A 24,712-nucleotide genomic window follows, 5' to 3' on the forward strand; every position below is an offset into this window, starting at 1 on the left:
CTTAACAAATAACATATCCTACTCAAGACAGATCACCCTTCCAGAGTATATCATAGAGGAAGGAAATTGTATTGTGGTTTAATAAAGGAGGGTAACAATTGAATAAGAAATATTCGATAATATTCGTTTTAGTTATACTCGCAGCGGTAACCATGGCAGGCTGCAGTGGCTCATCGGACAATCCTGGTCCGACCGCAACAGCAGATCCGGGCTCGGGCAGCGGAGCCGGCACATCGACCAATGCTCTTTTTGACTTTGACAAGTTCAAAGTCCTTGAGTATAAGTATACGATGACGGCCGAAGGCATGACCACCGTCACGAATTACAGACTGGAGTACTCGAACGATAATTACGAGGGAGCTCCAGCCAAGCACACCAAGATGACGATGACCTCAAGCGAGGGCGCACTGACAGTAGTGGACCTGTACACAACCCCCGGCGGTGACCAGACTCTTGGCGGCCACATGAAGATGATGATGAACAACGAAGTCTTATGGGAAAGCGACATACCGGCGGACGACGCATCGGAATACACTAATTCTGACCCGACGTACGGTGTAGATGAAGACTTTGAGAATGACCTGTTCAACTCGATGGCAGGCACGGAAACCGTTACAGTCCCGGCAGGCACTTTTACATGCAACAAGTACTCGGTGAACGTAGGCGGCATCCAGGAGACCTGGTGGATAGCATCGAACATCCCCGTACCCGTAAAGTCAGTGATCGCGGGCGAGGGCACTTCGACCACCATGGAACTTGTAAGCTGGGCTTAAACCCGGCTCGCTTTTTTATTTTTCTTTAATAGGCAAATATTGGTCAGGATCTTATTTTCCAGGTTTAAACAAAATATCTATTTTCATTCGGGCGGTAAGCTTTACATATGGCTTAAGTAATAATTTATTGTTTTTATCAGGTAACATGTAACCATACTTGAGGTGGAATAAGTTGAGACAAAAACACTGGATAATAGCACTCATACTGATCGCATTAATCGGGGTCGCATTTTCAGGCTGTTCGGGGCCTTCGGAGAGCGTACCGGCAACTCCGACGGCGGGTGAAGCTACTCCCGCGGCAACTTCAGCCGCAAGCCCTGAGCCCACAGGAACAGCAACTCCTGCACCGTCGCCATCCCAGGGACCGCTGACTGCAAGTTCAATATTCGACATGAACAGCTTCGACTGGTTCGAATACAAATATACCGTGGTCGCTAACGGTAAGACATCATATATGACGCTCAGGGTCGATTATAAGGACGACTCTTATAATGGCATCCCAGCAAAGCGTTTTAAGATGGATATGGTCATGGAGCAGGATACGTCGATGTACTTTGACGTATATACTGACCCTGCGGATGAAAGTGTGCTCGGTGGCCATGTAAAAATGACCATAGCAGGCCAGACAATAGTCGATGAGGACATCAAGCCTGACCAGGGCGAAAACTATGCTAAACAAAACCCTGCATTTTCATATGGCTCTGATTCGGACGAACAGTTGATACCCGGAGAGACAGAGACCATCACGGTCCCTGCAGGCACGTATGTTTGCACCAAATACACGATAGACAGCGAGAAGGGAAAAGAATATATCTGGATGGCCCCTGGCGTGCCGGTCCCGATAAAGGTAGTATCCGAGAGCCCTGAAGGCATAAACACCGGAGAACTGGTAGGGTGGGGATAATATCCCCTGCTCTTCTTTTTAATTAATTTTTTACTTCATCCTTTTCCAGTACAGTCTAATATTTTTCAGTAATTTAGACATAACATAATATTAAAAGATCCAATATTCAGCATCTCATGCCGATTTTTAAAACAAGAACATAACACAAAGGCCGGTAAAAGCCTTTGTGTCACAATGATGAAAATTTACATTAAGCCATGCACGATGTATGGCGCCACTATCATGAAGATAATGGACGTGAACAGCGTTATGGCAAAGCCGTTAACGATGGTCCTGGATATTCTCTCTACTTTGCCGTCGTCCTTAACGAACCTTCCCACGACAATGCGCGTGGCCTCCCTGAATATGTGGCCGCCGTCCAGTGGCACCATCGGGAGACAATTGAACAGGCCTATGTTAAGGTTAAGCCAGCCTATCCAGAACAGGCTGAGCGCGAGATAGAACACGCCGTTCCCGAACGGCTCCGCCCATCCCACAGGGTGATAGAGGCTCGCCAGATCGCTCTGGAATACTCCGAATCCCACGATGTCGCCGCTTACTTCCCATACCGGCAGGAATAGAACGAGGAGCCATCCGCCTATAGAGTTCGGAAGCTCTCTCAGCATGTTGAGGTGGTTCTCGGCCATGAACTTGCCGACAGCTATACCAAGAGGATTGTCAGAAAGGTCGGCGCCGCTGAAGCCAATGTACCCCTTAGGCTCCGTGCCTCCTGCAAGAGACAGTGAGATGTCTTTCACATTACCGTCCTTGTCCACAACGGTCAGAGTGACCGTCTGCCCGGCTGTCGTGTTCGCCATGTAATCCGTATATGCGGCAGAATCCGCTATCGGCGTACCGTTGATCGCGATAAGCCTCATGTTAGGCTGAAGACCCGCCTCTTTGCCCGGATAGCCGTCAAGGACCCCTAAAATATATACTCCGCTGGTATTGCCCACTGGCACTTCGTAGCTCACAGGTTTTTTACCCTGCAAACCGGCGATAGAGATAGTGCTGCCTTCCATGGACCTCACATATTCGTTGAACTCGGCCGAGCTGGTGATGTTTTTGCCGTCCACGGACTGTATGATCATGTTCTTTTGCATTCCGGCAAGGCCGGCCGGCGAGTCCGCCGCCACGTTGACGACAACCATGTCAGTGTTTGTGGCTGCAATAGCCCCCAGCACCGGGTAGAATAATAGCAGGAAGGCAATGATAGCGACTAAAAAGTTCGTTATGACCCCTGCCCCGAGTATCCTGATGAGCTGCATGCTGTTGGCCTTACGTTTACCGCTCTTTGCCGATGCGGTGTCCATAGGGCCTAATATTTCCCCTTTCGCGCCCTCGGTCTTAGTGCCGAACAGCTCTTCCTCGTCCAGCTCGGCAAAAGCGCCGACAGGGATCGGGGCGAGCAGCAGTCCCAGTGATTTTACCTTAATGTTCTCCACCTTGGACAATATGGCATGGCCGAACTCATGCACTACCATCGCGACGAACAGCGCTATCCAGCCCCACAGGAACGGGATGAACTCGTTAACGCCCGGTATCGCCAGGATATTCTGAGGCGCGTTCGCCATCCCGGGCTCGGGCGTATCGATGATCATCAGGACATCCACGGTGATGATCATGAATAGCATGAATATCATGGAAAAGACTATGAAAGGTATACACAGGGTTATGATCGCTTTCCATAAAGTCTTAGGCCTGGACAATAGATCCAGCAATCCCTGGCCCCTGAACGTCCTGCACATGAGTATGGGACCCATGGTACTGATATTATACTTTTCAAGTATCCCGGCCCTTTTCAGGTAGTCTACCCCTATCCACCACAATGCAAAGCCGATGATCACTATCGCCCAGATAAAATCTACCAAGGAAGTACACTCCGTAAATGTTTTATAAGCATAAATCAAGTTAAGTTTGAGTTAGTTAATGTTTTCCGTAGTATATATATCTTCCAGAGATATGAACGAAGCAAAAATGATAGCGAAGACGCTGGTAGAGGAGAGGCTCATCGCATGCGCGAACTATTATCCCATATCATCGACTTTCAGATGGGAGGGGGACATCGAGGAAGATAATGAGGTGGCTATTATCTGTAAGACAACCACCGAAAAAGTACACGATATCATAGACCGCGTAAAGCAGCTTCACAGCTATGAGGTACCCTGCATAACATCCTGGAAGATCGATGAAGGATATCCGGGTTACCTGGAATGGGTTAAGAAAGAGACTTAATAAAAAAGCGGGAACTTTACAGGATGAGGCGTAAGACTGCTGAGATGGGGCCTCGAAAAGAGGTCGTCTATGGCGAGGATGTTTGGGAGAACTTAAAACATCTGCGGGCGAAGGCAGCCGAAGTTTTGACATCGTTAAAAAAATTTGACATTGACGGCGTTGTGTTCGGAAGCGTAGCACGCGGGGATGTTAAGCCGACCAGTGACATTGATATTTTTATCCCGCAGGTAATAAGCTCTATGCGCGCAGGCCTTGCCCTGGAAGGATATTTTATCTTAGGCAGGTCGATCGTGCAGGCGACACCCAGGGCACTCATAAAATCCCATATCGAGCTCGAAGATAATATCACAGTCACATTTCCCCTTATTACGCCGAGGGAGAGCGAGATAGAATTCTACCTTTTTGGCGGAGAGATAGACCTGCAGGGAATACTAAAGGAGAAGCGCGTCTGCGGCGTGGATAAGCGCCTTATGTTCATCGAGCCCACGCCCGAAGGCCATATAGAGACCCCGCTATCCGACATGTCCCCCGGCCTCGTGGCTAAGAAGCTTGGCGTTAGCCAGAAGATAGTCGAGGAGAGGATGAGGGTGCTGGAGCGCAGGGCGGATATAGGGCGCACTGGCATATATATGGAGAGACCTCTGGCACCGGATGAGAGCGTCGAGCAGGTTTTCCAGGAAATGCTTGACTCTGACCCGGCCATGAGGCGCAGGGCGCAGAGCAATATGTAAATCATTAAATTTTGGCTATGCGGAATATCTGTGATACAGGTTTTCACTCACCTTCCTGTCCGCGGATTTTTAATCAGTATATTTGTTTTTATCGCGGCAAAACCACATTTACATAATCAGCCAATTCTTAAAATAGAAAAGGAGGCACGAACACGCGTATAGTTGTGGCCGATCCGATCTATCTGCCCGAAAATTATCAGGAAAGGCTTGAAAAGCTGGGAAATGTCAGGATATATGATACACCTCCCGGATCGCTGGAAGAGTTAAAATCGAGAGTTCTCGATGCCGATATAGCAGTGGTCAGCCACTGTGCCATACCTGAAGATATCTTTCTGGCCGCTCCGGACTTAAAATTCATAACGCTGGAGAGGACTGGTTACGATGACGTTGACATCGAGGCCGCGACCAGGGCAGGGGTTGCGGTGGCCAACGCGCCCGGATATTCGAACGAGGCCGTATCGGAGCATGTTTTCGCCCTACTCCTCGCATACATAAGGCGTGTCACCGAGGCGGACAGGTGGATGAGGGAAGGCCGCTTTGATTGTTTCAGGTTCAAAGGAAGGGAGCTTCAGGGAAAGACCATGGGCATAATGGGGACCGGAAGGATAGGCACCCGGGTGATAGAGCTATCAAAATGTTTCGGCATGGAAGTGCTGGCATACGACTATAATCCTTCCGGGGAGAGAGCCCGGAAGATGGGGTATAAAAACGTCAGCCTCGACGAGCTTTACAAATATAGCGACTTCATATCCATCCATTTACCTCTGACTTTCGACACTGAAAGCCTGATCGATGATGAGGCTTTTAATAAAATGAAGCGAAACTGCGTCATCGTCAATACAGCCAGAGGGAGGATCATCGACGAAGATGCTCTCATACGGGCATTGCGGAACAGGAAGATCGCGGGGGCATGCCTTGACGTCTTCGCCATAGAGCCGCCCCGGATAAATAACCCGCTATTAAAAATGGATAATGTCATCCTCACTCCGCACAGCGGCTACAACACGGTCGAAGCTATGGAAAAATGTACCCGGATCACGATAGAGAACATCGAAGCGTTCTTATCGGGAAAGCCAAAAAACATCATAAACCCTGAGGCGATAGACTATTCGGCAATGAAAGGGGAAGCATAGGATAGGCTTCGCATGACAGGCTTAGCTTAGCCTGCTATTAGCTCGTTTGTTTATAGGATCATATTCGGATATGATGGCGAGCGGTATGCTGTACGCTGATGTAATGTATTTTCATCTCAAAGACACAAAGGACATCTTAAAGGTCTCAACGTTTCCTTTTATAAGAGCTTTGAGCCTTTGACAAAAGAATGTATCGTACCAATTTACTACCTGTAAGATCGCTATCTTTGAAGATCTATACGGTGATAAAATTATAAACCGTCGAATTTAAGATGCTCAGCAGTACATCCCCGTATGACCGGAAGCCGGATGGAACATAGTTTTCAGCACCCACAGTTAAGAAATATCGTCGATGGCTGCCGGTATCTACTATCCGCTTGTTGGCCTTGGTAATGTTTTTATAGTGTGGATTGGTACTTATATATCAGGTGGTAACATGGCGAATTACTCTTTAGTTAATCCTGTTTGTCAGATCCGGGTCTCATTAGATGAAACCACCGCAACTACCGTTTAATGAGGTCGCATGTCATTTTCGCCTTATAATTTTAATCACTTCGCCACAATTGATCATGGAGGGTTTTGGATTGATAAGCGAGCAAAAAAGTAGAGAGGATGTTCTGAAGGACATACATAGCAGATATTTAATAATCAGGCCGGACGGCACCGAGCTGCCCGTCGACGTTTCGAAGCCCGAAGAGGTAATCAAGGTACTCGAGGAGGTCGGATGTAAAGCCCTGGAGTCTTACGTGAAGTCCGAAGAGCTGAATATGCCGCCCAACAAAGAGCCCCCCTCCATAAAGATCATGCAGTCGCACGAGCTTGTAGGACACGAGCCTGCATCGGACTCGGGCAATTTACGATTTTACCCGAAAGGGTTCCTCATATTCCAGCTCCTTCGCGACTGGTCATATGACATAGCCGTGAACAGGTTCAAGGCGTTACAGATCGACACCCCGCTGATATACAGCTGGGACGATACTGCGATCCATGAACAGGCTGACACGTTCCACCAGCGTCACTATACAGTTAAGGTGCCGGACGACCCGGAAAAAGATTTCATATTAAGGTTCGCGGGAGACTTCGGGCTCTTTAAGATAATGAAGGACGCGATCATAAGCTACCGCAACCTCCCGTTAAGGATCTATGAGTTCACCAAGAGCTTCAGGTATGAGCGTAACGGGGAACTATCAGGCTTAAAGAGGCTAAGGGCCTTTCACATGCCGGACATACACTGTTTCTGCAGGGACATCGACGAGGGATGGCTGGAGTACCAGGAGCTTTACCGAAACTATTCAGACCTTGCGGACGCCTCGGGAGTCGAGTATGCCGTGGTCTTCAGGATATACGAGCCGTTCTTCGCGGAACACAAGTCAAAGATACTTGACCTTGTAAAGTATTCCAATAAGCCCGCGTTCATAGAGGTGCTCTCCGATATGAAACACTACTGGGCGGTCAAGAACGAGTTCCAGGGAGTGGACTCTACGGGAAGCTGTGTGCAGCTATCGACCGTACAGCTGGACGTTAAGGACGCGCAGGTCTACGGTATAACATATACTGACCGCGACGGTAAAAAGAAAGGCTGTATCATCTGCCACTCCAGCATCGGCAGCATAGAAAGATGGTACTATATGCTGCTTGAGGAAGCATTAAAGAGAGAGACGCCGACGCTGCCTGTCTGGCTATCACCTATCCAGGTCCGCGTGATACCGGTATCGGAAAAATACCTGGATTATTGCAGGTACATAGATATCGACGGGGTCAGATGCGATGTCGATGACAGCGACGAGACCCTGTCAAAGAAGATCGCAAGGGCGAACATGGAGTGGATCCCGTATGTCGCGGTCGTCGGGGACAGAGAGGTCGAGTCGGGCCTATTCTCCGTCAGCATAAGGGAGACAGGCAAGATAGTCACCATGACCAGGGAAGAGCTGTCGAAGGAGATAAGGCTGAAGTGCGCAGGAAAGCCATACAGGCCGCTCCCGTTCCCGAAGCTCCTGAGCCAGCGCCCGATATTCTCAAGGTCAAAGTGAGCCGCCACAATAAGATTTATCTATCGCTTACATAATAAGAATAATATAAAGCCATAAAACTAAAATATAATGAATTTTAAGGACAGGGTAGAGGGGTAAGATGCAAAGTTCCACAGCCTTAAAGGCCATAGCAGTGATCGCCGTCATTATGTGCCTGTCTGCATTTGCACTTATGACCTACAGGTCGGGAGGAGCTGCCCTGATATGGCAGCTTGGCGACGACGACCCTGTACTGAAATTTTTCCCCGCCAACAATTCGCTGTATGTCATAGGAGCATCTAATATATCTCTTGTCAATTCCACTGGCAGCGCGATATGGACAAAGCCCTTCGCTAACACACAATACTCTGAGACAGGCGATAATGGAGAGCTATATGCCTATTCCAGGGACCAGGGGCTCGTGATATTTTACCCGGACGGCACGGAAAAGCCTGTCATAAAGACTGACATGACAGGCGATCCCGTGATCGGGACCGATGGCACGTTATATCTAAGGTCCTGGGGCATGATGTCGGCTGTAAGCCAGTCGGGTGACGAGCTATGGAATGTCCCGGGAGTGATATCAGACCCGGTCACGGATCTGGAAGGCTATGTATATTATTTCCAGAGACCGCCGGAGCACCTTTCGGAAGTTTACCTGTACTGTAAATCGCCTGACAGCATGTCAGTATGGAGCGCCCTGTTCGAAAAATACTATTCTAACACGGTGATCATGTCAGCCGGACATGACGGCATATATGTCTATAACGACATTTCAGGCGAGATATACCGCATTGACCATAGCGGCAACCTTAAATGGCAATACTATAAGCCATATCTTGGCCAGTATCGTTTGCTGGTCGACGATGAGGACAGGCTTTATCTTTTATATCTCCGCGGCACAGTGCATGTCCTGGATAAGGATGGCAATCTGGTAAGCAAATTCAACCACGACGCTGTGACAGGCTCGAATACGACGCACCAGCCAGCTATCAACAACGATACCATTTACATGATAGGGGAGGCTATCCCCGAGGATACCGCCGTACTGTACGCGCTAAATATGGACGGCTCAGGAAAATGGAAGACACAGATAAACTGCACAGGCCCCGCAAAGGTCTATGCTGAAGGGAGCGTTATCTGCGTCACCACTGAAATTAAGAAGAATAATCAGGTTTTGCCGGTCATCTATGTTATAGACGAGGATGGTGACCTGAAATATACTTATCACTCAGAGGACGGCCGGGCATGGGAGCAGGTATACATTAAAGGTAATATGATATATGCCAAGACCTACGGCGGTAAACTGTACGCGCTGAAAGGCTAGAAACATCATTAAGTGGTGCGTACCCTTACGTCGTTCATATTATTGCCGGATATTGAGCCAGACGATAGTGATCTAATATCCTGTGCATTGACATCTTGTATTTTTATCTAAAATGATCAAAGGTCATCTCAAAGAACTCAAGGTTTTTAATACGAGAGCTTTGAGTGTTTTAAGTGTTGAGCCATTCGAGATTACGGATATGACCGGGTCATACGGACATCATAAAATGTAGAATCAATAAAACAGCCACTAAAGCAAAATTATTTTAATTAGAAAGGATTAAGGGGATTTGCACCCTGGATACAGGCGTGCGAATTTAACTATAGTTACTGTAGCTAATAGTAACATATTAAATACCATGAGTACATAAGTAGGTTCGATATCATCATATAAGCCCTATGCACCTGTAATCCATGTGTAAGCGCATATATGCTGACTATGAATATCATATATAAAAAATAAAACGACAGGAGGTTGAAGGATGGGATCCATAAGACAGACCTATATCAAAAGCACGGTTGACGCGCTATTAAGGCAGTACCCCAACGAGTTTAGCTCAGACTTTAACGCTAACAAGGAAAAGATCGAAAAGCTCTCGAGCGCTCAGACAAAGGAAATGAGAAACCGTCTCGCAGGATATGTAACGAGAAAGCTATCCACCAAAGGCAGGAAGAGATAATGAATTTCAAGGGCGTTTACCCTGCCCTTATTACTCCTTTTAAAAAGAATGGCGAGATCGATGAAGAAGGATTCAGGAGCAACATCGATTTCGTTATCAAGGGCGGTGTAACAGGAATTGTTCCTTGCGGCTGCACAGGCGAGGCCGCGACATTGAATTTTAATGAGCAGAAGAGACTTCTTGAGATAGCCGTCGACCAGGCCAACGGCAGGGTCCCGGTCATAGGAGGCTCAGGTTCTAACAACACCCGCGAAGCGGTCGATCTTACTAAGTTCGCCCTGGAAGCCGGGGCAGACGGCGCGATGCTTATCACTCCTTATTATAACAAGCCGGGAGACGCCGGCCAGCTACTTCACTATAAGACCATCGCGGAGAAAGTGGATATACCTATCATACTCTACAATGTCCCGTCAAGGACAGGCGTCAACATGAAGCCGAAGATCATCGCCGAGCTCGCGAAAGTCGATAACATCGTGGGTATCAAAGAGGCGAGCGGAAGCCTGCCCCAGGTAGCCGAGATCATAGAGCTTACCAGGGACTATAAGAGGCACTTCACGGTCCTGTCAGGCGACGACAATCTCACCATACCAATAATGTCATTGGGCGGAGAGGGCGTGGTATCCGTCGCGGCGAACATACTCCCGAAAGAGGTTTCGGACATGATCAAGTACCAGGCAGAGGGTAACACCAGGAAAGCCCTTGACCTGTACTACAGGCTTGCGCCGATCATGAGAGGTATTTTCATCGAGACAAACCCGATACCCGTAAAGGCCGCTGCGAACATGCTCGGTCTTGCTGCAGGCGAGCTAAGGCCGCCATTGACCACGCTGGCCCCTGAAAACCAGAAGGTACTGGAAGGCATGCTTACGGCGCTTGGAAAGCTACCGGTGAAGAAAGCCGCAAAGCCAAAGGCGGCACCGAAAGCCAAACCGGCAGCAAAACCAAAGGCAGTAAAGGCAAAGCCAAAGTCAAAAGCAAAGGCAAAGAAGTAAGCCCGGTGCTAACATGGTCAAGATCGCTATAACAGGCATTAACGGCAGGATGGGGACGATGATAACTGAGATCGTCCTCTCCCAGCCAGACATGGAACTCGTCGCAGGCTTCGACCTCGGCGGCGTCGGCAGGCAGATCGGCAAGATCACGGTATCACACGTCGATGATATGGATAAGGTGCTGAAGGAGAAAAAACCTGACGCGCTTATCGACTTCACGATAGCCCAGGCCGCAGTCCAGAACGTCAAGACCGCAGCAGCCAGCGGCGTAAACCTCGTCGTAGGCACGACCGGCTTTGACGCGGCCCAGAAGGAAGAGATGCGAAGCGCCATCCACAACGGAAAGGTCGCTGCCTTAATCTCCCCTAACTATTCTGTCGGAGTACAGGTCTTCCTTAAGCTGCTAAAAGAAGCGACCAGGAACCTTGAAGGCTGCGACATCGAGATCATCGAGGCCCATCACAACAAGAAAAAGGATGCCCCGAGCGGTACCGCGTTAAAAGCAGCGGACGTCATAGCCGAAACGCTCAGCGAAAAGCCCGGATATGTCTACGGCCGCGAAGGCGTCGCGCCCAGAGGCAAAGAGATAGGCATCCATGCTGTCCGCGGCGGAGACATCGTCGGCGACCACACTGTCCTATTCGCATGCGAAGGCGAGCGCATCGAGATAAAACATCAGGCACATTCCAGGATGGCATTCGCATCGGGTGCAGTAAAGGCAGCCAGATGGATAGCCTCGCAGAAGCCGGGACTTTACTCGATGGAAGACATGTTCAAAGAGTAAAGCCTAGAATATTCTAAGGCTTAGCGTGTCATCAAGACACGATCTTCTTTTTTAATTTTTTCTATTAACTCATTATTCAGTTTCAATCTATCGCGTTCGGCGAGGCTTTTAGGGTCTGCCCGAGCGTAGCGAGGGATGCGTAGATGGCAGGGTAATGGACGCCGCCTCAGTCGGCGTCGCTTAGGGCTTGCGAGCGAGCATGCAGCGAAGCTGCCATGCGAGCGGGGTGCAAGCCCGGCCCTGACATCGAAGCACCCTAAAAGCCGAGTAGCGAGGCCGAAGGCCGAGCGTCGAACCGCGTAAAAGAACAAAAAACCGTCGAACCGCGTAAAAGAACAAAAAACCGTCGAACCGCGTAAAAGAACAAAAAACCGTCGAACCGCGTAAAAGAACAAAAAACCGTCGAACCGCGTAAAAGAACAAAAAACCATCGAACCGCGTAAAAGAACAAAAAACCGTCGAACCGCGTAAAAGAACAAAAAACCATCGAACCGCGTAAAAGAACAAAAAACCGTCGAACCGCGTAAAAGAACAAAAAACCGTCGAACCGCGTAAAAGAACAAAAAACCATCGAACAACGTGAAAGAACAAAAAACCATCGAACAACGTGAAAGAACAAAAAACCATCGAACCGCGTAAAAGAACAAAAAACCATCGAACAACGTGAAAGAACAAAAAACCGTCGAACAACGTAAACCAATAAGAAAACACAGAAAATCAAGCAGCTAAAATAATAAAATAAATCAATATAAAACGATTACACAAAGCTTTTCTAGAAAAATTTTAAGTATTAAGCAATTACTAACATACAACATTTAACTGGAGGTACATTGAATGCCAGCAAAAATTAACAAGGATGAATGTGTTGGATGTGGAACTTGTGTAGACGCCTGCCCTGAGGCAGCTATCGAGATGGAAGAGGAGTTCGCAAAGGTAGACGAGAGCCTTTGCAACGAGTGCGGAACATGCGTTGAGTCATGTCCGACAGAAGCTATAAAACTGGAAAAATAAGTTGATATAAAAAGAAGTCCTATCATATAGAGACTTATAAAATTGGTGAAGTATATGATAAAAGCCGGAATACTGGGTGCCACGGGGAATGTGGGGCAGAGGTTCGTGCAATTGCTGGCGGACCACCCGTGGTTCGAGATAACAGCCCTGGCAGCGTCCGAGAGAAGCGCGGGCAAGCCGTATGGCGAAGTGGCCAAGTGGAAGCTTGAGACCGATCTCCCTGAAAGTGTCAAAGACCTTACCGTGGTCCCCACTGACCCGAAAAAGGTAGACGCTGATATAGTATTTTCGGCGCTCCCTGCGGAACTGGCTACGGGCATAGAGAGCGACTTTGCGAAAGCAGGCGTTGTCGTTTGCTCGAACGCGAGCTCTCACCGCATGGAGAAAGATGTCCCGCTGATGATACCGGAGGTCAATCCGGAGCATCTGGCACTTATCGACATCCAGAAAAAGAACAGGGGATGGGACGGGTGTATCGTCACGAATCCCAACTGTTCGACGATCATGATGGTCATGACGCTAAAGCCGCTCATGCAGTTCGGCATCAAGAATATCCATGTGGCCACTCTCCAGGCCATTTCAGGTGCTGGTTACGATGGTATCCCGTCAATGGCCATACTTGATAATGTCATACCGTACATAGGGAAGGAAGAAGAGAAGATGGAGTCCGAGGCTTTAAAGCTCCTTGGTACTTTCGACGGCAGCGGTGTTAAGAACGCCCCGTTCTGGGTGAGCGCTGCCTGCCACAGGGTCATGGTCATGGACGGCCACACGATGTCCATATGGCTGAGGTCGGAGAAGAACCCGACCGCTGAAGAGGTCAAGGATGCTTTCCTGAAGTTCGACTCCGGGCTGTCAGACCTTCCGACATCGCCAAAGAAGGCCCTTATAGTCAGGGAGGAGCCTGACAGGCCGCAGCCGAGGATGGACCGCGATCAGGGAAGAGGCATGAGCGTCTCGATAGGCAGGATCAGGTCCGGCCACGATAACGCAATAAAATATGTTTGCATGGGCCACAACACCATAAGAGGCGCTGCGGGCGCGAGCATCCTTAACGCGGAACTGTTAAAGAAGAAAGGCTACCTGTAAAGTAGCCTTATAAACTTTTTATTCAATTTTATTTTCAAATATTATATTCAGAGTCCGGGAGTATCTTATCGATCAACCGGGCATAATTTGTATAATAGCCGGGCTTCGCCATGATTATGAACGTTTTATCGATCCTTTCCATAATGATCTCTCAAAATCTTGGATTTCGATGCTCCCATATTTATTATTAAATTCGTGCATCACGGCATGCATATAAAATTTTTGCATTTTACGATGCGAGGTATGAACGGATTTCATCCTTTTAGTGATCAAACGATTGACGTCCTTTTTGTTTTCGAGATTGTTCAAAACCTTAAAATAGTCCCGGCATTATAAGTTACGGGTTATATGGCAAATATTAGTTCCCGAAATTCAAAACCATACAGGACTTACATATTCAATGTCCATGGTGTCACAAACATGTCGATCGCATCCGCGATCAAGGAGTATCTCGAGTCAAAGGACGGAGTATACTCAGCAGAAATAAGCAGTGATATGAAAACGCTTGTCGCCAACCTGATGCAGAACACATATCCGTGGGAGGTCGAGGAGATGGCGGCGGAGATAGGGTATGCGGTACAGGAGGCCAGGTCGCCGCTGTTCAGCATAGGAGGGATACTGGAGCCGGTATTGCTGGCAATAACGGCCATAGCGACTATCATCTCTTTCGCCGGCACGAGCATGAACCTCTTAACAGGCCCTGCAGCCGAGATTTTAGGGATGTTCATCATATTCATCTGCGGCTACCCGGTACATAAAAAAGCCATCAGCGCTTTGCTAGATAGAAAGATCAGCCTGGACATATTAGTATCCGTGGCGGTCATATCGCCCCTGTTCTATTCTTACGGCGTCATGGAGCCAGTGTACTATGCCTCGGGCATCATCATATTCGTCGTTTTATCTGCCAGCATATTTAAAAGGTCCGTCCAGGACCGCTATGAGCAGATGGATTTCTTCCTGCCTTCGGTCGCTCTTAGCGTCACGGACGGAAAAGAGGCATGGATAAATGCCGAAGACATCAATCCGGGAGACGTTGTCACGGTCAAGTCCGGCTACAGGATACCTGTGGACGGCACGGTCGACGATGGCGAAGGCACCTTAGTGACGGTTATCGGGGGAGATAACGAGAAGGTAAGAAAGGGTGTCCGGGTCAATGCGGGCGATATACTTCTGGAAGGCGACGTCACTGTCAAGGCGGCAAAAAAAGCTATCGACTCGGTACTCAGGCCTGCAGCAGATGCTTTCAGGGAGGCAAGAAAGCCCAGGGAATTCAATAAAGGATACCCGAAGTCCGTCGAGAGAGTGCTGCTGTTCGTATCATTATTCGGGTCGATATTCGTATATTTCTTCTTTAACAGCACTGTCTCGGCAGTGGCGATATTATTAGTGGCCACGCCTCTTGCCATGTTCATTGCATGGCCCGTGTCCATAGTCACGGGAAAACTGGCAGCATCCAATGCCGGGGCTGATTTCTCATCACACGGCTCAATAGAGAGAATGAGCCTTGCGGACACTGTCGTCATAAGCGGCATCGAGTCGCTCGTCAATAAGTCCACGGTCTCTGACGTTATACCTGTGCAGGGATACACTGAGAATGATATGAAGTCCGCCATAGCGGCTTACGGCGGCGATGAGAATGACCCGCTGGTCAAAGCGGCCAGGGAATATGCCTCAGGGGTGGCCCCATCGGAGGAATATTCGCTCAAGAGCCTTGCAGAGGCCTCAAGGGTAGTGCAGATCCCCGCGGATTCCCATAAGCGTGCAAACGCGCTTGAGAATGAAGGTAAGCTTGTCAGATATGCTCTCAAAGGGCGCGAGTTCATGGGCATTGTCGCGTTTGATCTTGAGGTCAGCGAGGAGACAAAGAAAGCCGTGGAAAGCCTTGGCAAAGACAAAGCAAAAGCCAAAGAGGTCGTGCTGATCTCCAGGAACCCTGCAGGTTTATCCGAGGTCATCGGAAGGAAGGCCGGCATAACTAACATAAAGTCCAGGATGGACGACAGGGAAAGGCTGGAACTGGTCAAAAAGATGGTAGAGAATAAAAAAGAAGTCGTTGTCGTGTCAAAAAGAGGCGACTTAACAAGGTTTGCCGGAAACTCCGGATCAGTGGTGATCGGGAACGCCATGCCGGGTTTCGAGGGCCTTGACGATGCCAGGTGCGACTCTTTTGCGGTGGTTCCGGGCCTGATATCGCTGGCGAAGAAGAGCCTGAAGCGCGCGAACGAAGGTTTGAACTTCGGGTTCTATTTCAATACTTTTGCGGTCATCGCGGCTTCTCTTGGAGTGATCGACATACAGATCGCCTCGCTTATGATCATCACCAGCGTGGTCGTGGTAGCCACGAACTCGATGAGGTCGTATTTCATAAGCCTCAAGTAAGCTATTTTTCCATTTTTTCTATTTTATTGAGAGATTTATATATTATTATTTATATATAGTATCTTAATGAAGGTGCTGCGAGCAATAACAGTGGTTTTTGTTATCCTTTATTTAGCCGCTATTCCAATACATTGTATTAGCATGGGAAGCATAAGCGGAATGGTCACGTCCGGCGATAACGCGGCCATACCCGATGCGACCGTAGCACTCTGGATGATGGACGGGGACGTGATCACAGGATTACTTGAGATCGAAGACAATCCCCAGTACACCACAAACCAGACAAGCCCTGTTGTCGGGCTATATTCATTTTTCAACGTGCCGTCCGGCGTGTATAATATCACCGCGGAAAAGGACGGGTACTGGTTCTTCACGGAAGCCGTGGTAACGGAAGGCACCACTACGGCAAATATCGTCATACCGGAATATGTGGCCTCGGAATACCCTGCCGGTCTTGGGCCGTATGAGCCGCCTGAAAGGCAATATTTCACGTATGTACCGGTAATTATAAACAGGACGCCTCCGGAGCCGACTATAACGAGGACGTCGGGCCCGGATATTTTAGCCTTTGCTATAGCCATGTTATTCGCCCTCTCCATCGTAAGAAAGAGAAAGAAAATATGAGAGCAGTATAAAATTTAATATAATGTGAGGATAAGATAACGGTCGGTTATGTTAAAGATAATATTCCTTGGCACGGCAGGGGCGGTCCCCACACCTAAAAGGGGTATGCCTTCGATAATGATCCTACGAAATGGCGAGCGTATGCTTTTTGACTGCGGGGAAGGCACACAGCGCCAGATGATGTGCGCAAGGTGCGGGTTCATGGACATAAGCTCGATTTTCATAACCCATTTCCATGCCGATCATACCCTCGGAATACCGGGATTGATCCAGACCATGAACTTTCAGGGAAGGACCGAGCCTTTACACGTATACGGTCCGGCCTTCGTCGACGAATATTTTGAAGCGCTGAACATCCTGGGATACCTTAAAACGTCTTTTGACATCATCACACATGAGCTAAAGCATGGCGATGTCATTGAGAAGAGCGGGTATCGCATAGAGGCTTTCAGGACGTTCCACAGCGTTCCTGGGCTCGGGTATGCGCTAAGGGAAAACTCAAGGCCGGGAAGGTTCAATAAGCAAAAGGCGCTTGAACTGGGCGTCCCCGAAGGCCCCATGTTCTCGAAGCTTCACAGAGGCGAACCCGTCATCATTAACGGAAAAGAGATAAAGAGCTCCGACGTCGTAGGAGAGCCGCGCCCCGGCCGACTTATAGTCTATACAGGAGATACAGTGCCTTCGGATGCGTTCCTGCCATACCTGAAGAACGCTGACATCTGGATCTCTGAGAGCACTTTTTCTGACGATATGATAGATAAGGCCGAGGAGACGCTTCATTCATCCGCAGGCGGCGTGGCAAGGCTCGCCAGGGCCGCGAATGTGGAGAATCTCATACTCACGCATATCAGCTCAAGATATTCCCAGGATACGACACAGCTCGTAGAGGATGCTAAAAAACATTTTGAGAACGTCATCGTCGCGGATGATCTCATGGAAATCGACGTACCCATGAAAGAGTGAAAGATTGGAGAACATTTATCATATACCGGATATGTTTTGATTATTATGAGCGACGACGGCGCGGGCAAGGATACGGGTAAATACAGCCGCTTCCAGAAGTTCGATAAGAAAACTTACGAAGAGGTCAACGATGCCTTGAAGTCTAAGACACATCTGACCGCCAGGGAATGGGCTATCGCCAGGCTTTGCGCCGATTTCAAGGACCATGGAAGGTCCCAGATGACATGGATAGGCGAGAACCTTCCCGAACTTGTTCCCTTTATGAACGAGCCCTATGAGCGCCAGGATGTCGCGTCTGCGGAAGCCGCTTTCAAGAGGAAGGTGTTGCGCTCCGGCACTACTTTCTTTTATGCTTATTATTCAGGCCTCATATCTTTTGAGGAGATGATCGAGATGGTACAGGGCATCATCAGGAACATCGAGGCCTTAAAAAGGACAGAGGGATCGGAACCCGGGGATGTTAGCACCGATGTGCAGGTAATGATGGCCGAGACACTTAAAAGGATCACCGATAAGCTTAACGAGGCGTCTGACCTGCAACAGGATAGCTGACCTCGGTCTTTAAGATCCTGTCCCCCGGCAATAACAGTGCCATAAAGCCCGTCAATACCAGTATCACTATCAGCGACATGACACCGGCGTAAACGTCACTATGGTCAGATATGACGCCCGTGAGAAGTACCAGAAGGCCGCCTATACCGTTTGAGAACCCCAGTATAAGGCCTCCGGCCATACCCTGGCTTTTCGGCAATAATTCCTGAGCCTGCAGCATCATAGGGGAGAACGAGGCGTATATCAGCCCTCCGGCAATTGCCATGAAAGGCCATACGAGTATGTCCGGGCAGTTGAAAGCCAGGTAAAAGAAAGGCACGGACGCGAACAGGGATGACACCAGGACGTTCTTCTTACCGTACCTGTCGGAAGCCCATCCGCCCACTATGCCGCCTATGGCGTTCGAGAATATGAACAGGAATAACGTGATGGCGGGGGCAAGGTAGGTTACGTCGTATCCCGCGACTTCCCATCCCGCGAACCTGCCTGCATAGAACAGCGGGATAAACGTGATCATACCTATCGTCACCCAGTTCCTCAGAGACACGACAGTGATCAGTGTCGTCAGTGGGCCGAGGACTTCCCTCATGCTCTTTGCCAGCGTCCCGAGGTTAATGATCTTGGAGGGGTCCTTACACTCCTCTTCCATATCGGGGGAGTAGATATACATCAGCAGAGCGACGATGATGCCCGGGCCCATAAGCCAGACCAGGGACTCGATGCCGAACATCCCGACGATTATTACGGCTATCAACGGCATGATCGAGTACCCGATGCTGCCGCCTGCAGAGAAAATCGCCACTCCAAACCCTTTTCTGTCGCCGCTTACCTTTGGGACCATGGCCGACGCCTGCGGGTGGAACATGGACGAGCCCAGCCCCGCCAGTGCGACCAGCACGACTATGGACGCATAGTTCGGGGCGATGCCCAGGCAGCACATCAGCACTGCACACCATGCCACACCGAACGCAGCTATCCACTTTTTACCATACCTGTCCGCCAGGTATCCGAAGATGGGCTGTATGAGAGTGGAAGTGATAGAGAAGATGGAAGTAAGGCCTGCGGTCGCAGCATAGCTAAGCCCGTATAACTGTTTAAATATAGGAAGTAGAGGCGGCAGCATATTGGCGTATACGTCCACTGTGAAATGCCCCAGCCCGAGTAAAAATACCCTGAACTTGTCAAACCTGCTTCTTTCATTATCGTCTTTTGACGTTTTACTCATCCCCTAAAGGATTGTCAACAATTCGCTAAGGACATATAAATAAGTTTTCAATTCGCGGAAAATGGGTAAAGAAGGTATCACTTTACCCTTTGAGGCCTGATGATGCCCGGCAGCATTAACGCCAGGATAAGGCCGAACAGGGGCAGCAGCACTAGAGAGAATATCCCGGTGACGATGCCAAAGTGGTCCGATAAGGCACCGGTGACCGAGACACCAATGCCGCCTACGCCCATCGCGAATCCAAGTATTATGCCCGACGCCATGCCCTGGTTCTTCGGTATGAGATCCTGCGCTATCAATATGGCCGGAGAGAAAGACGCCAGCAGCGCCATGCCTGCGATCGCGGTCAATGCAAGGGAAAGTAAGCCCTGAGTGTACAGTGCCAGGAATAATAGCGGCCCGGTAAGGACCAGTGACGTGACGATGACGAACTTTCTGCCGTACTTATCGGATGTATCCCCGCCGATAAGGCCTCCCATGGCGCCGAAGAATAATAGTATGAAGAGGTGAATGCTTGCGAACTCCAGAGGCTCCCCCTTATAGGCGAAGTATAACGGCAGGAAAGTGATAAGCCCGAAGAAAAGCCAAGCCCTCATACACACTATTCCCACAATGGTCGCTAGCGGCCTGATGACCGACCTGATGTCCCTCAGCAGCTCTTCAAACCTGAGATGGGCCCCTTCCGAAGGTGCCTCCGGAGCGTATTTGAGCAGAAGGAGTGTCATGAAAAAGCCCGGTATGAATAACAATAATGTCCCTTCCAGCCCCCATATATGTGTCACCGGCACCACGAGCAACGGCATGACAGCATAGCCCAGGTTGCCTCCGGCAGAGAACAGCGAAACACCAAGTCCCTTATGGCTGCCGCTGATCCTCGGGACCATAGTGGATGCCTGCGGGTGGTATGACGCCGAGCCGAATCCGGCCAGTGCGACCATGACAAGTAAGATAATGTACGTGGCAGGCACATCCAGCCCCAGATAGCCTATCACGCCAATGAGTGACATGAAAAAAGCTGTCCAGATGACGCTCAATGCCACAAGCCAGCGTTTTCCGTGCTTATCGGCATAATATCCGAACACGGGCTGTATTATGCTTGATGTGACCGTAAAGACTGTCATGATCATTCCCGACGCTGCATACGAGAGGTCGTAAGCGGACCTTAATAAAGGCAGCAGCGGAGGCACCATGTTCGCATAACAGTCAGTTATGAAGTGTCCCAGTGCCAGGATAAAAATACGAAACTTATCAAAATTAACGTCTTTGCCTAAGGCCATGTTATCATCTACTGGTTGTTTTTCTCCCAGTCCCTTATGAACTCCAGGCTCTTCTCGCCCTCTTCCAGGCTTCGTCCCTCTATTACGACGACGCCGTCAAAATCCTTGATCTCTTTAAGGATATATTTCCAGTCTATGATACCCGTCCCTATCTGTAAATGCTCATCATGGGCCCCCCTGTTATCGTGTGCATGGATATGGGAGAACCGGTGTTTTTCTTTTAGGAACCCGGGTATGTTCTTAACGGTGTTCGCATGGCCGACGTCGAAGGTCATGCCCAGGTTTTCCCTGCCGACCATCTCTATCATGCCGAATATCTCGTGAGGCGTCCTGCATAAGAGCTTATCCATGTTAGGCATGTTCTCAAGACAGATCTTTACGCCGTAGTCTTTTGCGTGGTCGCAAATGATCCTTAATGCCTCTATATTCCTGTCCCACGCCTTATCCGGTACCTGATTGCCCAGTGGCGACAGTACGCCCGGATGTATGACCATCGTGTCAGAAAAATCCGCAGAAAGCTCTATGCACTGCTTGAACTGCGCTATCGTCTCATTCCAGATAGGGTCGTTGAGCGTGGCGCAGTTGAGGTCGGAGAACGGGCCGTGTACGGTGATCTTGAGGTTCGTGGAGTTGATTATATCCTTTATTTCAGGAAGCGTCTCCCTGCTTATTCGCTGTTTAGCCTCGCTGACTATCTCCCATCCCTGGAAGCCCATGTCCTCTAGCCGATATGCCCAAGAGAACGGGTAAGTTACAAGCTTGTATGCGGAAAAGCCGACCTTCAGGCTCAAAGCTCTATCTCCATCACAGGCCTGCCGTCTTTCGTTACCGGCGCAAGCCAGTCGATAATCATCTCAGGGTCGAAGTGTGATATAGTGACGTATATGCCCCCAAGGGCCACATCGTGGTCCAGGAAGTTCACTTCACCCATAAAGGCAGCCTGTTTATTCAGCTCGAACGATATTTCTTTCTCCTCTCTCGATAGGCCCTTATAGAAGAAATTTCGTGCAGTATCAAGTATTTTCTCTTTTCTTAATAGATCGTGGAAATGCGAAAGGTCCGAGGGCTTGCCTTCAAAGCGGTCCACATAGCCTTTTTGCTTTATCATGTTCAGCTTTGTGCCCGGGAAAATGTTCTCTACGGCACGGGCCACGTTTTCCTCTACCTCGGTCGGGAACACCAGAACGGACACGGTGGTCTCGATGCTCTCCCTCGTAAGTATGGACCCGATCTCCTCCCGGAATTTTTCTATAGGGTCTAGATTGACCACTTCTTTATCAGCGACCTCGATAGCCTTGCCCATGCCCCATGATAGCTCTCTTTCATCGCGCTGCCTGAGCCACTCCGGCGTGCCATTATCGTCAGAGCGGGCACGTCTTGTGAGCCTCTCCAGCCTGAGCTCGAACGGAGCGTCTATCTTGACGAGCGTGAAGTTCTCCCCGAACTTCTCCTTGAACGTCTCGACCTCGGCGATGCCGCGTATGCCGTCGATAACGACCACGTTGCCTTCCAATGACTCTATTTTCGGAATGCACCTCTTAGCTATCGCGTCCATTCCCTCATCCTTTCTCAACTGGTTCGCGACCGAGCCGATGTTGGCATCGGTAGGCTCCAGCCCCCTGTTCTTTACTTCCTCGCGAAGCACGTCTCCCATTATTATGACGGGGAGCCCCATCTCGCGAGCGACGCCGGACGCCTCACTCTTTCCCGCTCCGGGCATCCCTACGAAAGCTATGACCTTCATGAAAATGATACCTCACTATGATTGTTTGTCTTACTGATTTGAACATATTAATACTTGTGCAAAAATCATATGATAATATCAATTACGGTTTTCAGGGCCCGGATAGCAGGAAGGTCGTACAAATTCGTGCATAAGAAAGCCGCATATTAAAAAATTCAATCTTTGAACGCCCCGATGAACACGACCGCAAAGCTCATTATCGCTGCAGTGACGCCGATCTTCTGTACCAGCGAGATATCTGACTGAGTAAAGACCAGAAGACACGCCTCGAAAACGAACAGATAGGTGGTCCACCTTACCAGCGTTCGTATAATGGAAGAATCGGACATATAGTATGAGAAATATTCATTGACGCAAATAGATTCCGCGCAACATTTTTATCTGAAAAATGAACATAAGTGTGCTTGAAAAGGGAAAATTTTTGTTGTATAAGCGTTTAAATACTTCCTTACTGTATAGTACAGGATATAGAGTAACCCACAGCCCGGAGAATAATATGAATAATATGGACCTGATCATATCGACGATTAAAAAGGTGTACTCAATAAGACATGCAGTGGAAAAGCGAGCCATGGAAAAGAACCCGTTCAATGGCATACCGTTACTCGAAGACATCGCATACAGGCTTTCGAGCGACGCGCTTTCGAAGGACCAGATGAAAGACATATCTGCCTTCGTAACGGCAACCTGCCCCAATGAAGAGACATTGGTGATCATGGAACGCATATCCGCTTTCAAGGCCGGGCAAAAAGTGGACAGGCCCCTTAAAGTGCTTTTATCCTACGTGGGACTGATCCTGCCAATACTGATCGTCATACTAATCGAAGCATACATGGTATATCTGGGCATTATAACTGAGATGCCTTACCTGATCCTCACGTTCGTTCTGATACTGGCGGCGATCATAATATCGGTGCTCCTGTTCGCGTACCTCGGCTATGATCCGGTGTACAGGCGCGATATGATAGAAAACCATGCATGGAAGGCCATACATAAGGAATGCGAATACAGGCTGAATCTGGGCGGCCAAAAAAGGCTCACGGATTAAACGGTCAGACCGTCTCGTCTCCGAGCTCGCGAGTCCTTACCACTAATTTTTTAATGTTCAATCCCTGCCTTGCCCGCAATGTCCTGGCAAGGTCCAGCAATTCGTTCCTCGGGATAGCTTCTGTCCCCTTCATCTTTTCTTCCCACGCAAGCTCGGGCCTTCCCTGCTGGATTACATAAGAGTCGCAGCATCCGAGGGACCCGGCGATGCCCGCCACGTCTTCCGGCATGTCCGCTATGTCCTTTAAAACAGTGGTCCGCGCCTCATAGTAAACAAGCTTTCCCTCTGACCTCAGCCTTGCGCATATTTCGATAGACCGGGTAATGGACTGCAGTATCTCATCCCCGTTTTCATATCCGGACGCGTACAGGTAGGGCCCCTGCTTCAACGGGGCCTTGACGTCAAGGAATACGGCATCCAGTGATCCTTCGTCGTTCAGCTCTTTTATCCGGTCGGGATACATGCCATTGGTCTGGATACCTACCAGCAGGCCGAAGCTTTTCGCATATTTTGCGAGCTCCCGGACTGCTCCCATCTGCATGAACGGCTCCCCGCCGGAAAGGACTATACCGTCGATGAAATCTTTGGCCTTGTCGATCTCGCCTTTTACTTTTTCGATGTCAGCGGGCTCGTAGTCGTCTTCGACCTCCATGAATTGCGAGTTAGAGCAATAAGGGCACTTCAGCGGACATCCCCGCATAAATATGGTCATGACCACCTTTCCGGGCCAGTCCAGAGTCGACGTCGGTATTATGTCGCCAAGGTTAATTTTCATCGAATGCCTCATGTCAATTGAATATTGTAGATATGGGCTTACACCATAATTAATTTTCTGAGCGATATGAGTATAGTGATGGAATGATGAAAGACCATAGGTCAATGACTATGATATATTGGTTTTTCTTATAATTCCTGATCTAATAAGACCTGTATTATGATAGAAAAAGATTTAAAAACACCATATTCCTCCACCACGAAGGCAACTAAGGGCACGGTTTTTTCACCACGAAGCGCTCGAAGGGCTCGAGGGTACACCAGTTTCCACCACAAAGCGCACGAAGGCGAATAAGGACCACTAATTTTTTTTAAGTATATGATAAATCTTCAAAAAAGTCCTTTGTGAACCCTCGAGCCCCTTGTGCGCTTCGTGGTGAAAAATAGTGGTCCTTAGTCGCCTTTGTGGCGTGGATAACTATGATCAGACAGTAAGGATCAACCTTAACCTGCGAAAATATTGAAATGAAAACTAAAATA

General features: G+C 49.2%; 25 protein-coding genes. 18 read left to right on the forward strand and 7 right to left on the reverse strand.

Features of this window, described 5'->3' with window-relative positions:
* The first annotated feature begins 98 nt into the window (after positions 1-98).
* On the forward strand, positions 99-773 hold the full coding sequence (locus CUJ83_RS06100; RefSeq protein WP_230741404.1) for a hypothetical protein: 675 nt from the start codon (positions 99-101) through the stop codon (positions 771-773).
* A gap of 172 nt (positions 774-945) precedes the next feature.
* Positions 946-1,677, forward strand: coding sequence for a DUF3108 domain-containing protein (locus CUJ83_RS06105; RefSeq protein WP_230741405.1), 732 nt, complete (start codon positions 946-948; stop codon positions 1,675-1,677).
* 185 nt (positions 1,678-1,862) lie between these two features.
* Here the strand turns inward: CUJ83_RS06105 and CUJ83_RS06110 are convergent, their stop codons facing one another.
* Positions 1,863-3,527, reverse strand: coding sequence for a site-2 protease family protein (locus CUJ83_RS06110; protein WP_230741406.1), 1,665 nt, complete (start codon positions 3,525-3,527; stop codon positions 1,863-1,865).
* 58 nt (positions 3,528-3,585) lie between these two features.
* On the opposite strand from CUJ83_RS06110, the gene cutA reads away from it, so the two are divergent.
* The 15 genes from cutA to CUJ83_RS06185 all read left to right on the forward strand — a co-directional run bounded on the left by cutA (position 3,586) and on the right by CUJ83_RS06185 (position 18,164).
* Positions 3,586-3,891, forward strand: a complete 306-nt coding sequence (gene cutA / locus CUJ83_RS06115; protein ID WP_255668381.1) for a divalent-cation tolerance protein CutA — start codon at positions 3,586-3,588, stop codon at positions 3,889-3,891.
* Positions 3,892-3,914: 23 nt separating this feature from the next.
* Complete coding sequence (locus CUJ83_RS06120; protein ID WP_230741408.1) at positions 3,915-4,622, forward strand: nucleotidyltransferase domain-containing protein; 708 nt, start codon at positions 3,915-3,917, stop codon at positions 4,620-4,622.
* Positions 4,623-4,786: 164 nt separating this feature from the next.
* On the forward strand, positions 4,787-5,755 hold the full coding sequence (locus CUJ83_RS06125; protein ID WP_230741409.1) for a 2-hydroxyacid dehydrogenase: 969 nt from the start codon (positions 4,787-4,789) through the stop codon (positions 5,753-5,755).
* Positions 5,756-6,324: 569 nt separating this feature from the next.
* A complete protein-coding gene (locus tag CUJ83_RS06130) occupies positions 6,325-7,785 on the forward strand; it encodes an aminoacyl--tRNA ligase-related protein (protein ID WP_230741410.1) in 1,461 nt (486 codons plus the stop codon).
* 100 nt (positions 7,786-7,885) lie between these two features.
* On the forward strand, positions 7,886-9,091 hold the full coding sequence (locus CUJ83_RS06135) for an outer membrane protein assembly factor BamB family protein (protein ID WP_230741411.1): 1,206 nt from the start codon (positions 7,886-7,888) through the stop codon (positions 9,089-9,091).
* Positions 9,092-9,572: 481 nt separating this feature from the next.
* Positions 9,573-9,770, forward strand: a complete 198-nt coding sequence (locus tag CUJ83_RS06140; protein ID WP_230741412.1) for a 30S ribosomal protein S17e — start codon at positions 9,573-9,575, stop codon at positions 9,768-9,770.
* On the forward strand, positions 9,770-10,762 hold the full coding sequence (gene dapA / locus CUJ83_RS06145) for a 4-hydroxy-tetrahydrodipicolinate synthase (protein WP_230741413.1): 993 nt from the start codon (positions 9,770-9,772) through the stop codon (positions 10,760-10,762). Before CUJ83_RS06140 ends, dapA begins: the two co-directional genes overlap by 1 nt.
* Before the next feature lie 13 nt (positions 10,763-10,775).
* On the forward strand, positions 10,776-11,546 hold the full coding sequence (gene dapB, locus CUJ83_RS06150; RefSeq protein ID WP_230741414.1) for a 4-hydroxy-tetrahydrodipicolinate reductase: 771 nt from the start codon (positions 10,776-10,778) through the stop codon (positions 11,544-11,546).
* A 135-nt stretch (positions 11,547-11,681) separates the two neighbouring features.
* Positions 11,682-11,849: a hypothetical protein gene (locus tag CUJ83_RS06155; protein ID WP_230741415.1), complete on the forward strand. Its 168-nt coding sequence runs from the start codon at positions 11,682-11,684 to the stop codon at positions 11,847-11,849.
* A 531-nt stretch (positions 11,850-12,380) separates the two neighbouring features.
* Entirely contained in the window at positions 12,381-12,557 is a 177-nt protein-coding gene (locus CUJ83_RS06160) for a 4Fe-4S binding protein (RefSeq protein WP_230741416.1), read from the forward strand.
* A 54-nt stretch (positions 12,558-12,611) separates the two neighbouring features.
* Positions 12,612-13,646: an aspartate-semialdehyde dehydrogenase gene (asd, locus tag CUJ83_RS06165; RefSeq protein ID WP_230741417.1), complete on the forward strand. Its 1,035-nt coding sequence runs from the start codon at positions 12,612-12,614 to the stop codon at positions 13,644-13,646.
* 420 nt (positions 13,647-14,066) lie between these two features.
* Positions 14,067-16,025: a P-type ATPase actuator domain-containing protein gene (locus tag CUJ83_RS06170; RefSeq protein ID WP_230741418.1), complete on the forward strand. Its 1,959-nt coding sequence runs from the start codon at positions 14,067-14,069 to the stop codon at positions 16,023-16,025.
* A 141-nt stretch (positions 16,026-16,166) separates the two neighbouring features.
* Entirely contained in the window at positions 16,167-16,649 is a 483-nt protein-coding gene (locus CUJ83_RS06175; protein WP_230741419.1) for a carboxypeptidase-like regulatory domain-containing protein, read from the forward strand.
* Between the two features lie 48 nt (positions 16,650-16,697).
* Positions 16,698-17,612: a ribonuclease Z gene (locus CUJ83_RS06180; RefSeq protein ID WP_230741420.1), complete on the forward strand. Its 915-nt coding sequence runs from the start codon at positions 16,698-16,700 to the stop codon at positions 17,610-17,612.
* A 45-nt stretch (positions 17,613-17,657) separates the two neighbouring features.
* Positions 17,658-18,164, forward strand: coding sequence for a DUF5806 family protein (locus tag CUJ83_RS06185; RefSeq protein ID WP_230741421.1), 507 nt, complete (start codon positions 17,658-17,660; stop codon positions 18,162-18,164).
* Here CUJ83_RS06185 and CUJ83_RS06190 read toward each other — a convergent pair.
* The 5 genes from CUJ83_RS06190 to CUJ83_RS06210 all read right to left on the reverse strand — a co-directional run bounded on the left by CUJ83_RS06190 (position 18,130) and on the right by CUJ83_RS06210 (position 22,739).
* The gene (locus CUJ83_RS06190; protein ID WP_230741422.1) at positions 18,130-19,389 is read right to left on the reverse strand and encodes an MFS transporter; all 1,260 of its coding nucleotides are present in this window, start codon (positions 19,387-19,389) and stop codon (positions 18,130-18,132) included. The genes CUJ83_RS06185 and CUJ83_RS06190 overlap by 35 nt on opposite strands.
* A 77-nt stretch (positions 19,390-19,466) precedes the next feature.
* Entirely contained in the window at positions 19,467-20,666 is a 1,200-nt protein-coding gene (locus CUJ83_RS06195) for an MFS transporter (protein WP_230741423.1), read from the reverse strand.
* 8 nt (positions 20,667-20,674) lie between these two features.
* Entirely contained in the window at positions 20,675-21,457 is a 783-nt protein-coding gene (locus CUJ83_RS06200) for a sugar phosphate isomerase/epimerase family protein (protein WP_230741424.1), read from the reverse strand.
* A complete protein-coding gene (locus CUJ83_RS06205; protein WP_230741425.1) occupies positions 21,454-22,410 on the reverse strand; it encodes an AAA family ATPase in 957 nt (318 codons plus the stop codon). Before CUJ83_RS06205 ends, CUJ83_RS06200 begins: the two co-directional genes overlap by 4 nt.
* 155 nt (positions 22,411-22,565) lie before the next feature.
* Positions 22,566-22,739 (reverse strand): hypothetical protein, encoded by a 174-nt coding sequence (locus CUJ83_RS06210; protein WP_230741426.1) that lies wholly within the window; start codon positions 22,737-22,739, stop codon positions 22,566-22,568.
* Positions 22,740-22,906: 167 nt separating this feature from the next.
* Between CUJ83_RS06210 and CUJ83_RS06215 the strand changes: the two genes are divergently transcribed.
* Entirely contained in the window at positions 22,907-23,458 is a 552-nt protein-coding gene (locus CUJ83_RS06215) for a hypothetical protein (RefSeq protein WP_230741427.1), read from the forward strand.
* Between the two features lie 4 nt (positions 23,459-23,462).
* Here CUJ83_RS06215 and CUJ83_RS06220 read toward each other — a convergent pair whose 3' ends face one another.
* Positions 23,463-24,233, reverse strand: coding sequence for an anaerobic ribonucleoside-triphosphate reductase activating protein (locus tag CUJ83_RS06220; protein WP_230741428.1), 771 nt, complete (start codon positions 24,231-24,233; stop codon positions 23,463-23,465).
* Between the last annotated feature and the right edge of the window lie 479 nt (positions 24,234-24,712).

It is taken from the genome of Methanooceanicella nereidis (assembly GCF_021023085.1).
Lineage (GTDB): Archaea > Halobacteriota > Methanocellia > Methanocellales > Methanocellaceae > Methanooceanicella > Methanooceanicella nereidis.

Excerpts from the sequence above, each read along its gene's own strand:
- cutA (WP_255668381.1), top strand. The coding sequence starts at position 3,586 with ATGTTTTCCGTAGTATATATATCTTCCAGAGATATGAACGAAGCAAAA.
- CUJ83_RS06120 (WP_230741408.1), top strand. The coding sequence starts at position 3,915 with ATGAGGCGTAAGACTGCTGAGATGGGGCCTCGAAAAGAGGTCGTCTAT.
- CUJ83_RS06130 (WP_230741410.1), top strand. The coding sequence starts at position 6,325 with ATGGAGGGTTTTGGATTGATAAGCGAGCAAAAAAGTAGAGAGGATGTT.
- CUJ83_RS06135 (WP_230741411.1), top strand. The coding sequence starts at position 7,886 with ATGCAAAGTTCCACAGCCTTAAAGGCCATAGCAGTGATCGCCGTCATT.
- CUJ83_RS06140 (WP_230741412.1), top strand. The coding sequence starts at position 9,573 with ATGGGATCCATAAGACAGACCTATATCAAAAGCACGGTTGACGCGCTA.
- dapA (WP_230741413.1), top strand. The coding sequence starts at position 9,770 with ATGAATTTCAAGGGCGTTTACCCTGCCCTTATTACTCCTTTTAAAAAG.
- dapB (WP_230741414.1), top strand. The coding sequence starts at position 10,776 with ATGGTCAAGATCGCTATAACAGGCATTAACGGCAGGATGGGGACGATG.
- CUJ83_RS06155 (WP_230741415.1), top strand. The coding sequence starts at position 11,682 with ATGCGTAGATGGCAGGGTAATGGACGCCGCCTCAGTCGGCGTCGCTTA.
- CUJ83_RS06160 (WP_230741416.1), top strand. The coding sequence starts at position 12,381 with ATGCCAGCAAAAATTAACAAGGATGAATGTGTTGGATGTGGAACTTGT.
- asd (WP_230741417.1), top strand. The coding sequence starts at position 12,612 with ATGATAAAAGCCGGAATACTGGGTGCCACGGGGAATGTGGGGCAGAGG.
- CUJ83_RS06170 (WP_230741418.1), top strand. The coding sequence starts at position 14,067 with ATGTCGATCGCATCCGCGATCAAGGAGTATCTCGAGTCAAAGGACGGA.
- CUJ83_RS06175 (WP_230741419.1), top strand. The coding sequence starts at position 16,167 with ATGGGAAGCATAAGCGGAATGGTCACGTCCGGCGATAACGCGGCCATA.
- CUJ83_RS06180 (WP_230741420.1), top strand. The coding sequence starts at position 16,698 with ATGTTAAAGATAATATTCCTTGGCACGGCAGGGGCGGTCCCCACACCT.
- CUJ83_RS06185 (WP_230741421.1), top strand. The coding sequence starts at position 17,658 with ATGAGCGACGACGGCGCGGGCAAGGATACGGGTAAATACAGCCGCTTC.
- CUJ83_RS06190 (WP_230741422.1), bottom strand. The coding sequence starts at position 19,389 with ATGAGTAAAACGTCAAAAGACGATAATGAAAGAAGCAGGTTTGACAAG.
- CUJ83_RS06195 (WP_230741423.1), bottom strand. The coding sequence starts at position 20,666 with ATGGCCTTAGGCAAAGACGTTAATTTTGATAAGTTTCGTATTTTTATC.
- CUJ83_RS06205 (WP_230741425.1), bottom strand. The coding sequence starts at position 22,410 with ATGAAGGTCATAGCTTTCGTAGGGATGCCCGGAGCGGGAAAGAGTGAG.
- CUJ83_RS06210 (WP_230741426.1), bottom strand. The coding sequence starts at position 22,739 with ATGTCCGATTCTTCCATTATACGAACGCTGGTAAGGTGGACCACCTAT.
- CUJ83_RS06215 (WP_230741427.1), top strand. The coding sequence starts at position 22,907 with ATGAATAATATGGACCTGATCATATCGACGATTAAAAAGGTGTACTCA.
- CUJ83_RS06220 (WP_230741428.1), bottom strand. The coding sequence starts at position 24,233 with ATGAAAATTAACCTTGGCGACATAATACCGACGTCGACTCTGGACTGG.